Source organism: Pseudomonas sp. Pseu.R1 (assembly GCF_045764065.1).
GTDB lineage: Bacteria > Pseudomonadota > Gammaproteobacteria > Pseudomonadales > Pseudomonadaceae > Aquipseudomonas.
Window position 1 is genome coordinate 4,220,970 of the sequence record NZ_JBJGEE020000001.1, and the last position, 11,988, is coordinate 4,232,957.

The 11,988-nt window shown below is 59.1% G+C and carries 13 protein-coding genes and 1 pseudogene; 4 read left to right on the top strand and 10 right to left on the bottom strand.

Translation table 11 applies throughout. The features are described from left to right. Positions 1-133 precede the first annotated feature (133 nt). The 6 genes from ACI5GA_RS19380 to ACI5GA_RS19405 form a co-directional block, all read right to left on the bottom strand. Positions 134-706, bottom strand: a complete 573-nt coding sequence (locus tag ACI5GA_RS19380; RefSeq protein WP_404636487.1) for a HupE/UreJ family protein — start codon at positions 704-706, stop codon at positions 134-136. 28 nt (positions 707-734) lie between these two features. Further along, positions 735-1,349 carry an urease accessory protein UreG gene (ureG, locus tag ACI5GA_RS19385; RefSeq protein WP_062378949.1) on the bottom strand — a complete coding sequence of 205 codons (615 nt, stop codon included), beginning with the start codon at positions 1,347-1,349 and terminating at the stop codon, positions 735-737. Between the two features lie 50 nt (positions 1,350-1,399). Continuing rightward, positions 1,400-2,074, bottom strand: a complete 675-nt coding sequence (locus ACI5GA_RS19390) for an urease accessory protein UreF (RefSeq protein WP_404636488.1) — start codon at positions 2,072-2,074, stop codon at positions 1,400-1,402. Positions 2,075-2,084: 10 nt separating this feature from the next. Beyond that, entirely contained in the window at positions 2,085-2,585 is a 501-nt protein-coding gene (gene ureE, locus ACI5GA_RS19395; RefSeq protein ID WP_404636489.1) for an urease accessory protein UreE, read from the bottom strand. A 171-nt stretch (positions 2,586-2,756) separates the two neighbouring features. Next, entirely contained in the window at positions 2,757-3,389 is a 633-nt protein-coding gene (locus ACI5GA_RS19400; protein ID WP_404636490.1) for a TetR family transcriptional regulator, read from the bottom strand. Between the two features lie 220 nt (positions 3,390-3,609). Next, positions 3,610-3,879 (bottom strand): hypothetical protein, encoded by a 270-nt coding sequence (locus ACI5GA_RS19405; protein ID WP_421423853.1) that lies wholly within the window; start codon positions 3,877-3,879, stop codon positions 3,610-3,612. A 261-nt stretch (positions 3,880-4,140) separates the two neighbouring features. Here ACI5GA_RS19405 and ACI5GA_RS19410 point away from each other — a divergent pair, with 261 nt between their 5' ends. Continuing rightward, positions 4,141-6,207 (top strand): AsmA family protein, encoded by a 2,067-nt coding sequence (locus ACI5GA_RS19410; RefSeq protein WP_421423854.1) that lies wholly within the window; start codon positions 4,141-4,143, stop codon positions 6,205-6,207. A 25-nt stretch (positions 6,208-6,232) separates the two neighbouring features. On the opposite strand, the pseudogene ACI5GA_RS19415 reads toward ACI5GA_RS19410, so the two are convergent. The 3 genes and pseudogenes from ACI5GA_RS19415 to osmE form a co-directional block, all read right to left on the bottom strand. After that, positions 6,233-7,489: pseudogene (locus ACI5GA_RS19415) on the bottom strand (IS3 family transposase). A 108-nt stretch (positions 7,490-7,597) separates the two neighbouring features. Next, positions 7,598-8,131, bottom strand: coding sequence for a ferritin-like domain-containing protein (locus ACI5GA_RS19420; RefSeq protein WP_404636493.1), 534 nt, complete (start codon positions 8,129-8,131; stop codon positions 7,598-7,600). A 323-nt stretch (positions 8,132-8,454) separates the two neighbouring features. Beyond that, the gene (gene osmE, locus ACI5GA_RS19425) at positions 8,455-8,793 is read right to left on the bottom strand and encodes an osmotically-inducible lipoprotein OsmE (RefSeq protein WP_404636494.1); all 339 of its coding nucleotides are present in this window, start codon (positions 8,791-8,793) and stop codon (positions 8,455-8,457) included. Between the two features lie 169 nt (positions 8,794-8,962). Here osmE and ACI5GA_RS19430 point away from each other — a divergent pair, with 169 nt between their 5' ends. Then, entirely contained in the window at positions 8,963-9,853 is an 891-nt protein-coding gene (locus ACI5GA_RS19430) for an esterase/lipase family protein (protein WP_404636495.1), read from the top strand. Positions 9,854-9,912: 59 nt separating this feature from the next. Then, positions 9,913-10,149, top strand: a complete 237-nt coding sequence (locus ACI5GA_RS19435) for a hypothetical protein (protein ID WP_404636496.1) — start codon at positions 9,913-9,915, stop codon at positions 10,147-10,149. Positions 10,150-10,152: 3 nt separating this feature from the next. Here ACI5GA_RS19435 and ACI5GA_RS19440 read toward each other — a convergent pair whose 3' ends face one another. Further along, entirely contained in the window at positions 10,153-11,037 is an 885-nt protein-coding gene (locus ACI5GA_RS19440; protein WP_421423856.1) for a DMT family transporter, read from the bottom strand. A 97-nt stretch (positions 11,038-11,134) separates the two neighbouring features. Between ACI5GA_RS19440 and ACI5GA_RS19445 the strand changes: the two genes are divergently transcribed. Then, a complete protein-coding gene (locus tag ACI5GA_RS19445) occupies positions 11,135-11,920 on the top strand; it encodes an AraC family transcriptional regulator (protein ID WP_421423857.1) in 786 nt (261 codons plus the stop codon). The last annotated feature ends 68 nt before the right edge of the window (positions 11,921-11,988 follow it).

Sequence of the window (11,988 nt, forward strand, 5' to 3'; positions counted from 1 at the left end):
AAATGTAACTGACTTTGCGCATTACTCCTGTAGGAGCCGGCTTGCTGGCGAAGGCGGTGTATCGGTCACTATCGATGTGCCTGATCTATTGCATTCGCCAGCAAGCCGGCTCCCACAGGTGTTGTGCAGGGTTTTAACCTGCGAACAACCACACGCCAGTTGCAGCCGACAGCGCACCGGCAACACGCACAATCGGTGCCGCAGCGGCAGGCAGGAACCGCACCACGGCGTAACCGGCGGCATGCAGCGCAGCAGTAGCGCCGACGAAGCCCAGTGCATAACCCCACGGGCTGGACATTTCAGGCAATTCCAGACCATGCGCCACACCGTGGAACATTGCGAACAGCGCTGTGGCTGCTACCGCGACGAACAGCGGCGGGCGAACGGCCAGCGCGACGGCCAGACCCAATGCAAACACCGAAGCAGCAATGCCGCTCTCCAGCGCAGGCAGTTCAAGCCCTTCAAAGCCCAACAGGCCGCCAATCAGCATGGTGACGACGAACGTGGATGGCAGCGCCCAGCGTGCAGCGCCTTTCTGTTGTGCGGCCCAAAGACCGACAGCCACCATCGCCAACAAGTGATCGATGCCGCTCAGCGGGTGGCTGATACCGGCGATCAGGCCGCTTTCGTCATGACCCGGATGAGCGAACGCCAGCGCCGGGGCCAGCAGCAGCGCCAGAGCGCCGAACAGTTTCTTGAAATTCATGAACAGTAATCCCCTTGAGTGGTTGAAATCAGGCCGCAGTCAGCAAGCCCTGGCGCTCGATGAAGGCAATGATGTCCTCCAGGCCGTGGCCGGTTTTCTGATTGCTGAACACGAACGGCTTATCCCCGCGCATTTTCTTGGTGTCGCGGTCCATCATCTCCAGCGACGCGCCCACCAGCGGTGCCAGGTCGATCTTGTTAATCACCAGCAGGTCGGATTTGCAGATGCCCGGCCCGCCCTTGCGCGGCAGCTTGTCGCCTGCCGACACGTCGATCACGTAGATGGTCAGGTCGGACAGCTCAGGGCTGAAGGTCGCGGACAGGTTGTCGCCGCCGGATTCGACGATGATCAGGTCCAGGCCTTCGAAGCGACGGTTCAATTGGTCGACCGCTTCCAGGTTGATCGACGCGTCTTCACGAATCGCGGTGTGCGGGCAGCCGCCGGTTTCCACGCCGATGATGCGCTCGGGCGCCAGCGCTTCATTACGCACCAGAAAGTCGGCGTCTTCGCGGGTGTAGATGTCATTGGTGACCACCGCGAGGTTGTAGCGCTCGCGCAGGGCCAGGCATAAGGCGAGGGTCAGCGCAGTCTTGCCGGACCCGACCGGGCCACCGATGCCGACGCGCAGAGGTTGGCTGTTCATAACGTGTTCTCCGTTGATCTTCTTGTGCGATTCATAAGGCCTATAAGCAGTCAGGATCGAAACAGGCGGCTGTACTGGCGCTCGTGAGCCATGCTCGCGATGGCCAGGCCAAACGGCGCGCTGCCGATGTGTGTCGGATCGAGTTCAGAGGCGTGCTGCTGTGCCTGTTGCAGCAAGGGTGTCAGCTCGCTTGTCAGGCGTTGCGCGGCTTGCTGACCCAGCGGTAAGGTTTTCATCAAGACGGCCAATTGATTTTCCAGCCAGCTCCACAGCCAGGCGGCGAGGGCGTCTTGCGGCTCGATCTGCCAGGCGCGGGCGGCCAAGGCCCAACCCAGCGCCAAATGAGGCTCATCGACCTGCTGCAAGAAGTCCCGGGCCGGTTGATCCAGTTCGGGCAAACCGTTGAGCAACTGCTGCAACGAGTAGCCCATCTGCCGACTTTCCAGCTGCAACTCGCGAGTTTCGCGGCTGGCGCGGTGCTCTTCGCTCAATTGCAGCAGGGCAGCCCAGTCATCGTTGGCGGCGGCGACACAGTGGGCGAGCAACAGCGGGGCTTCAAAACGGGACAGGTTGAGCAGCAGTTGATCGCTGATCCATCGACCCGCCGTGACGGGATCGGTGACCGTGGCGTTTTCGACAGCCATCTCCAGCCCCTGTGAATAGCTGTAACCGCCAATCGGCAACTGCGGGCTCGCCAGACGCAACAGCGCCCATGCCTTGTTCATGAACGCAGGCTCATTTACGTACGCCGAACTGATGAATGCGCGGCGCATAGTTGAAGTCTTCTTCTCCGGCGCGGGAGTGGTGGTGGCCACCGCCATAAGCACCGTGTTCTGGCTGAAAGGGCGCTTCGATGGATTCGGTGGTCGCGCCCAGTTGATCGAGCATCGCCTTGAGTACGTAATCGTCCAGCAGGCGCAGCCAGCCATCACCGACTTGCAGCGCAACGTGGCGGTTGCCCAGGTGATAAGCAGCGCGGGTCAGTTCGAAGGCGCTGGCGCAGGTCACGTGCATCAACTGCTCGGGGCGCGCGCAAACACGAACGATGCGGCCGTCCTCAGCCTTCAGAAAGTCGCCATCGCGCAAGGGCGGTTGGCCTCGTTCAAGAAACAGCCCGACGTCTTCGCCTTCGGCACTGAAACAGCGCAGACGGCTTTTGCTCCGGGCCTCGAAATTCAAATGCAGCTCAGCGGCCCATTCGGTCTGGGGTTCGATTCGTTGATGAATCACCAGCATTGGAAAACTTCCAGCAATGTGCGATGACATGGCTAGAGCAAGTGGCTTGCCAACAGTGTCGGCTGAAGGAAATTGCCTACATTCAGTGCAGGTGTGCTTGAGGGTGGGGCGCAGAATGGCGTGTTTTTGGTGCGTGATGGTTTATTGTGTTTCTTTTTGGTGCGTTATTGGTTATTCGGTGCTGCCAAGACCCTGCCAGCGTTTGGCACCAATAAAGATGAAGCGTAATTGCTGGGTGATCTTGGCCCGAGGCGTCAAATGCTCAGCCAAGGTCACGGAGGGCGGGTCGATGAGTTCGGGCAGCATGGCGAACACGCTTTTCACCACCAAGTCAGCCATGACGGACAGGTCGTCGGTGTTGAGGTGGTGAAATTTGGGCATCGACGCAAGGTCGGTCGCCAAGTCAGCGATGATCGCCTCACGCAGTGCGCCCAGCGCCTGGCGCACCTTCAGCGAGCCGCCGTACTGCTCGCGGGCCAGAAACAGGAATTGAGAACGATTGGCTGCGACCACTTCAAGGAAGATCCGCACCGAGGCGTCGATGATGCCGGTGTTGACGTTGTCGTTGTGGCGCACGCGGCGAATGGTTTCACGGAAGGTCTGGCCCACCTCGCTGACCAGCGCCAGGCCCAGATGATCCATGTCGTCGAAGTGGCGATAGAAGCCGGTTGGCACGATCCCCGCCGTCTTCGCGACCTCGCGCAGGCTCAGACTGCCAAAACCTCGCCCGCTCTCCATCAAACCCCGTGCGGCATCGAGCAGGGCGTGGCGAGTCTGCTGTTTCTGTTCGGCGCGGGGGAGCATGGGGCTTGGGTTTCTGAACCAGAATTGGGCAGCACTCTAACAAATGCGTTTGTGCGGCGTCGAACTCAGATTCCTGATATCACCGGTGGATACTTCTTCACCGTTCTTTTACTTGGGGGGAGATTCTATGTTGCCTGGTCAACTGCATTCGCCACCAAGCCGGCTCCCACAGAGAGGGTCTACCGCTGGCGAGCTGTGCTGCTACAGGATGCCGTTTGGCTCAGGAAACGCGCTGATACTGCTGAACCAGACGATCCGGACCGTTGTCGGCAACGCGCTGATAGCGGTGCGCCAAGGTATCGCAATTCTCTTCGGAAGCGACACGTTGATACTGGTTGATCAGGCGATCAGGACCGTTTTGTGCCAGCGTCGGCAGGCCAACCTGCTGAGTCGCTTTCACTTCGCCGAGAACAGGCTGTTCGCTGGCAGGCATGGCAAATGCGCTCGAAGCGAGAAGGGAAAGGGTCAGTGCGATCAGTTGGCGTTTCATGAGTGGGTGCTCCTCGAAAGGGCGTGTAGAGAACATGGAGGCGATTTTACCGGGGCGACGTCTATAAAGAAGTTCAAAGGGCTGATGGTGACCATCGATAGAATTGATTCGGGCGTGCAGCCCAGGAGAATCAAGGCCTGCGGGGGCGCTTACAGGCTGATTTCGAGATTTCATCAAACCCACGGGGCTTTTGTCAGTCGAAGGGCTTATGACGTGTAAGACGCCGCCAGGATGGGCGTTTGGATTTGGGGAGACAACGCAATGACGCGAGGACGCAAGATTTTTGCCTGGACAGCGGGCATCGTGCTGCTGTTGCTGGCCGTATTGATCATCGTGATCGCGACCTTCGACTGGAACCGGCTCAAGCCGACCATCAATGAAAAGGTATCTGCCGAACTGCACCGACCGTTCGCCATCAATGGCAACCTGGCGGTGGTGTGGCGCCGAGAGCCAGACGAAGGCGGCTGGCGCGCGTGGGTGCCGTGGCCGCACATGTCGGCTGAAGACATTGCGCTGGGCAACCCCGAATGGTCGAAGACCCCTCAAATGGTAACCCTCAAGCGCGTTGAAATGCGTTTGGCGCCTTTGCCGCTGCTGGCGCAACGAGTGGTCATCCCGCGCATCGACCTGACCGAACCCAATGCCAAAATCGAGCGCTTGGCCGATGGGCGCGCCAACTGGGTGTTCGATCTGCCCAAGAGCGACCCCAATGCCGAACCTTCCAAATGGGTGGTAGACATCGGTTCGATTGGCTTCGACAAAGGCTTCGTCAGCTACAACGATCAGATGATCAACACCTCGGTGGAGGTGGTCATCGATCCGCTGGGCAAGCCGATCCCGTTCAGCGACATCGTGGGCAGCGGTGAAGCCAAGAAAGTGCAGGATAAGGGCGCATCCGCGCAGGATTACGCCTTTGGGTTCACCGCCAAAGGCCAGTACCACGGGCAAAAACTCAACGGCAGCGGTAAGGTCGGCGGGTTGCTGGCGCTGAAAGATGCTGCGTTACCCTTCCCGGTTCAGGCCGATGTCAGCGCAGGAAACACCAAAGTGTCGATTGCCGGGACGGTGACCGATCCGCAAAACCTGGGCGAACTGGACCTGCGTCTGAAGCTCTCCGGCGACAGCTTGGGAAATCTCTATCCGCTGACCGGCGTGACGCTGCCGGATTCCCCGCCGTATTCCACCGATGGCCGTCTGATCGCCAAGCTGCACGATCCGGCTGGAGCAGCGTTTCAGTACAAGGGCTTCAACGGCAAGATCGGCAACAGTGACATCCATGGCGATCTGGGCTTCGTCGCCAGCCAGCCGCGCCCCAAGTTGACCGGTGCACTGGTTTCCAACCAACTGCTGATGGCTGACCTCAAACCGCTCATCGGCGCCGATTCCAACGCCGAGCAGAAAAGCCGTGGTGGCGAGAGTAAACAGCCAGCGGACAAGGTGCTGCCTGTCGAAGAATTCAAAACCGATCGCTGGAGCGCGATGGACGCGGATGTAGAGTTCACCGGCAAGCGCATCGTCCAGAGCGCCGAGCTGCCGTTCACGGATCTCTATACCCATGTGGTGCTCAACGATGGGCAGCTGAGCCTGCAACCCCTGCGTTTCGGCGTGGCCGGCGGCAAGCTGGATGCGGACATCAAGCTCAATGGCCACTCGCAGCCGCTGGACGGTCGGGCGAAGTTGAGCGCGCGTGGCTTCAAACTCAAGCAGTTGTTCCCGACCTTCGAGCCGATGAAAACCAGCTTCGGTGAGTTGAACGGTGATGCCGACATCAGCGGCAAGGGCAACTCGGTGGCGGCCTTGCTGGGCACTGCCAACGGCGAGATGAAGTTGCTGGTGAACGACGGTGCGATCAGCCGTGACCTCATGGAAATCGCGGGCCTGAACGTCGGTAACTACGTAGTCGGGACGCTGTTCGGTGACAAGAACGTGAAGATCAACTGTGCCGCGTCCAACTTCGGCTTCAAGGACGGACTGGCGACGAGCAAGTTGTCAGTCTTCGATACCGAGAACGCGATCATCTACATCGACGGCACCGCGAACATGAAGACCGAGCAACTGGACTTGAAGATCAGTCCCGAGTCCAAGGGCTTCCGCGTGTTCTCACTGCGCTCGCCGCTGTATGTGCGTGGACCGTTCATCAAGCCCAGTGCCGGGGTGCAATCCGGTCCGCTGTTGTTGCGCGGCGCGGGGATGGTGTTACTGGGCGCGGCAGTGGGGCCTGCGGCGGGGTTGCTGGCGCTGGTGGCTCCGAGTGGCGGTGAGCCGAATCAATGTGCGCCGCTATTGGAACAGATGCGTTCGGGCAAGGCGCCGAAGACCGTCCAGTAGATCGCGGTCTCCTAGTTACACATGTCTAGTCCTGAAATAGGTTTACGCCTGTTTCGCCCTCAAAGCGCTCGATGCACCGCATCGGGCGTTTTGTATTTCAAGGCCTGATGTGGCCGCTTGCGGTTATAAATATCCACCGATTCGTCGACCATACGCTTGGCTTCGGCCAGGTCTCTCGGGCGATGTAGCAGAAACTCTGTCTTCAATATGCCGTTCACCCGCTCTGCCAGCGCGTTCTGGTAGCAGTCATAACCATCCGTCATCGAACACCTCACCCCGTGCCTGGCGTGCAGCTTCTGATACAGATCCGAGCAGTATTGCGAGCCACGATCAGAGTGATGCACAAGCACCTGATCTGTTTTTCTATCCCTCAATGCCTTGCGCATTGCCTGGGCAACCGAGTCGGCATGCAAGGTTTCATGCACGTGATGACCAACTATTTTTCGAGAGTAAGCATCGGTGACCAGGCTCACATACGCGACGCTTTGCTGGGTGGGCAAGTAGGTGATGTCTGCCACCCAGACCTGCTCGGGACCGGTGGCTGTCACTTGCTCGGGGCCAGGTTTTAATCTGTTGGGATGACGCCGGAAGCGATGATGGCTGTCAGTGGTCTTGTGGTAGGCGCGCTTGCGCGCAATCAGTTGACGGTTGTCTCTGAGGATGTCGAATAGCCGATCCCGACCCACCGTCCGCGCCAGCTCAGGCTCGCCTTGCATCAGACCATGTAGTTTGCGCGTGCCCAGCCGCGGCATCTGAAGTCGGGTTTCCAGTACAAACCCCAGTACTTTCTGAGCGTGGCTGGCTTGCATGTCGCAGACCCGGTTTCGCTTGTAGTAAGCCTGCCGGGATATACCCAGAAATTGGCAAGCCCTGACGATGCTCAGACCTTGGATTTGCCCTTGGGAGAGGACTTGCCGGATCGCTTTTTTACGACTGAAACACCGTAATCATTCTTCAGCACGTCAACCACGGCTTCGAAGAACTGGGCTTTCTGATTGGCAAGGGCGAGCTTTTCTTCAAGCTCCTTGATTCGCTGCTCTGGGGTCAGCGGCAGCTTCGGATCGTCCATCGGTCGGCTCCTCTGGGCACGAATGTAGGCGCCTTGGCTCCAGTCTTGGCGCCCATGCTTGCGTAACCACACCAGCACAGTCGAACGCCCCTGAATCCCGTAACGCCGTTGAGCCTCTTTATAACTCAACTCGCCTTTTTCGACCTGATCGACGACCGCCAATTTAAAGCTCAGCGTGTAATCCCGCTGACTGCGCCTTTTTCCCGAATCCATTGGTTCCTCCTGAGGAAAGGTCAGAAGGTGTAAACCTTATTCAGGACGGGACAACACTCACAAAAAAGCCAGGACACCGGTCCTGGCTTTTTGCATTCCGACGATCAATCACAGCCCGTCAAGAATGTCCGCCATGTCATCGGCGTGTTCTTCTTCCTGCGCCAGAATGTCTTCGAAGATCCGGCGGGTGGTCGGGTCTTTGTCGCCGATGTACTGAATGATCTCGCGATAGCTGTCGATGGCGATGCGCTCGGCGATCAGGTCTTCGGTGACCATCTCCTTGAGCGTACTTCCGGCCACATACTGCGCGTGGGAGTTCTTCGATAGCAGGTCAGGGTTCAGTTCCGGTTCACCGCCCAGTTGCACGATACGCTCGGCCAGCATGTCGGCGTGGGCGGCTTCCTGATTGGCGTGTTCCAGAAATTCCGCCGCTGCCACCTGGGCTTTCACACCTTTGGCCATGTAGTAGTGACGCTTGTAACGCAGTACGCAAACCCACTCGGTTGCCAGCGACTCGTTGAGCAGGCGCAGGATGGTTTCGCGATCGGCGTCATAGCCTTCGGTCACGGCGCCGTTTTCGACATGTTGACGCGCGCGCTCACGCAGGGAACTGACATCCGACAATTGATGCACATTGCTCATGATTCATCTCCAGGGCTGATCCGGTTTTGGCCGTCTCGCTCTTGTGCGTCGAACTGATCGACGCCTGGCAAGATCGGGTTCAAAGGTGTGAGTGGTGTGTGCTGCGAAAAGTTTGATTTGTTTTGCTGCGTGGCTCAGATCAGCTCGCTGAAGCATTGTGGGAGCCGGCTTGCTGGCGAATGCGGTGTGTCAGATCCATCTTCGGCGACTGACACTGCGCGTTCGCCAGCAAGCCGGCTCCCACAGATTCAGCGTCGATAACGAGATTCGAGTTCGGCGCGATCCCTGTGGGCGCCGCCTTGGTGGCGAATGCGGTTGATCAATCACATCGCCCGCTCATTCGCCTCGCGCTGATCGCAGGTCATGAAGCCCTTGCTGTCTACACGGCCATTGGCATTGAAGGTCACGTAATAGGTCTGCTGATGACCATCCTTGTTCAGCACGTAGTTGTTGCAGGTGCCCGGATGAACCTTGCGATGTACGCGGGTGGAGGGTTCACCACCGATGGTCAGCACCTGTTGCTCGGTCATGCCGTCGTCTACTTGCTTGACCAGCGGCTCGTTGCGATAAGTCGCGAAATCCACCGGGTTTTGCAAGGTTGTCGATGTACATCCTGCCACTGCGGCCATTGCGAACACTACTGCCAGAGATTGCTTGTACATAACCGATCACTCCACAGAAAGGCCGTTATCGGCCCGTTGCTGTTATGAGCATTGGTGGATTGAAAGAGTTCGATCAAAGATGGCGATGGGGCATCAGTTCTGTTTTGTCATCATTGATGAACGGTTTGCGGCTAACGTTTGTAGCAGTCGGCAAGGGATTTAATCATTCATGACACAAGATCAGGCCACCCGTTACCCGATTGTGCTGGTGCCGGGGTTGTTGGGCTTCGTGAAACTGGTGGTTTATCCCTATTGGTATGGCATCGTCCCGGCGCTGCGTCGTGGCGGGGCGACGGTCATTCCGGTGATGGTGTCGGCCGTGAATTCCACCGAAATTCGGGGCGAGCAATTGCTGGCCAGAATCGAAGAGATTCTTAAAGAAACTGGCGCCGCCAAGGTCAATCTGATCGGCCACAGCCAGGGCGCGCTGACCATCCGCTACGTCGCCGGTGTACGCCCGGATCTGGTGGCATCTGTCACGTCCGTTGCAGGCCCCAACCACGGCTCGGAACTGGCAGATTACCTCGAAGAACATTACCCACAGAGCACCTTGCGTGGGCGTTTGGTGAATGCCGCCATTCGCCTGACCACGTGGGTGCTGGCGATACTCGACACGGGGTATCGCGGCACCCGACTGCCCACGGATGTGGACGCCGCACATCACTCGCTGACGACCAGCGGGGTCGCCCGTTTCAACAAACTGTTTCCCCAGGGGCTGCCCGATACATGGGGCGGGCAGGGCGCGGAAGTGGTCAACGGCGTGCGCTACTACTCATGGTCCGGCACCTTGCAACCAGGGCGGACAGACCGGGGTAAGAACCTGCTCGATACCACCAATCTCACCTGTCGAATATTTGCTCGCACGTTCACCAAAGAGCGCGGTCAATCGGATGGCATGGTCGGGCGATTCAGTTCTCACCTGGGCACTGTCATCGGCGATGACTTCCCGCTCGACCATTTCGACATCGTCAACCAGCACCTCGGTCTGGTGGGCAAGGGAGCCAATCCTGTGGGATTGTTTCTCGAACATGCCGCGCGGTTGAAAGCCGCCGGTCTTTGACTTTATGAGCCGTGGTTCGTGATCAGCAGGCCCGAGTGGGTCGTTAAGGAAGTGATGCGATGAGCGATAAAGAGCAGTATGAAATTGAGTACAACCTGGCTGGGGAACATCATGTCGACGTGATCGACAATCTGGATGTCCCGATCATCGAAGTCGTCCATGAGCTGGCACACAAGCACCATGTGGCACTGGACGACGACCCGCTGGCCGATGGTGAATCTCTCGTCGACATGCCCCATGTGGCGGGCATCACCGACGTGTCGATTCACAGCGCCGAAGAACGCGACGACGCCTGAGCCTCAGCGCGCGCTGGCTGTGCGCAGTGGCGTGGTCCAGCGTTCGGCCAGGATCACCCCGCCCAGGGTCAGCGCGCCGCCGATGAAGTGATACGCCGCCAGTCGCTCGCCCAGTGCGAGGGCGGCGACGAGCGCCGTGAGGATTGGCACCAGGTTGAAAAACAGCGTGGTGCGGCTCGGGCCGAGGATGCTGATGGCCTTCATCCACAGCAGCGGCGCGATCATCGACGTCGGAATGCACGCGTAGAGCACCAGCGGGATATTGCGAGCGTTGAGGCCGGTTTTCGCTGACAGCAGGAACAGCGGGAACAGCGCGACAATCGCCACCAGGATTTGAAGGTACAGCAACTGAAGTGGCGGCATACGCAACTGCCATTTCTTTAGCAGGGTGCTGTAGGTCGCGTAGGCCAGCGTTGCGATGAGCATCATCAAGTCGCCCAGGTTGACACCGTGGGCCACCAATACCGCCCAGCTCCCTTGCGATACCACCAACAGCACGCCCGCGAATGACACCAGTGCGCCCACCAACGCTCCCGCTGTCAGTGCCGTGCCCAGGCTGGCGATCGACATACCCAGCGTCATCACCGGCACCAGAGACAGGATGATCCCCATGTTGGTGGCGGTGGTGATGTTCGCCGCGTAATACGCCAAGCTCTGGTAAATAGCCATGCCCAGCACGCCGAGAATGGCGATTTTTCCGAGGACCGGGCGGATGACGGCTCGATTGCGCCACACCGGCCGCAGCAAAAATGGCGTGAATAAAAGCCCCGCCAGCAGCCAGCGGTAGAAACCGATCTCCGCCGGGAAAATTCGCCCCGCCGCGGCTTTGGTGATGACGTTGTTGCCTGCCCAGATCATGATCGTGAGCAGGGGAAAGAGGTATTGCATAGGGTGACCGTCGAGAACAAAGAGGGGCGTATTATCGTCGTGTCCGAATCGAAGCGTATACTCGCTTTCGGACAACCTCATAGGCGATCCAGACACTGTGGAAAAGAATCTCATCCCCCTGCCGCTGCTCAGTGAATTGCCCTCCTCGGTGTACCTGCGCCATGACGAGTTCGGCGCCGACAGCCACAGCGCGCCCCACAGCCATGCCTGGGGCCAGCTCAACTACGTGTCCAGTGGCGTGATGGCGCTGAACATCGCCGGTCAACGTTTTCTCTCACCGCCGCAATACGGCGTGTGGATACCGCCGAATTTCGAACACAGCTGCTACAACCGCGAAGCCGTCGTGTATCGCTCGCTGTACGTGGCGGTCGAGCATTGTCAGGTGCTGCCGGGTCAGCCGTGTACGTTGATGATCAGCGACATTCTCAAGGCGATCCTGCATGACTTCGCCGAGCGTGACGTGAAAGTTCCGGAGAGCGAAAGGGATCGGCGGCTGGCGCAGGTACTGCTGGATCAGCTGCAGTCAGCCAAAGTGCAGACCCGTTATCTGCCGTATGCCGAAAGTGGCGGGCTGCACGCGGTCATGACGGCGTTGCAGTCCTCCCCCGGTGACAACCGCACGCTGGCGGAGTGGGCCACGCAAGTGAATGTCAGTGAGCGCACGCTGGCACGGCAGTGTCTGCGGGAGCTGGGCATGAGTTTTGGCGACTGGCGCCAGCGGCTGCGCTTTCTGTCATCGATTCAAGCGCTGGACAAGGGTATGACCGTGCAAGAGGTGGCATTCGACATGGGCTACAGCAGTGCTTCGGCGTTCATTGCCATGTTTCAGCGTGAAGCCGGTTGTACGCCGGACCAGTATCGACGGCAGGCGCGCCGGGTCTGACACATGCCGCAACAATCCTTGTCTACACTTCTTCGAACGCTGCGCAGGTGCGCGGTGCTCTTGGAGAA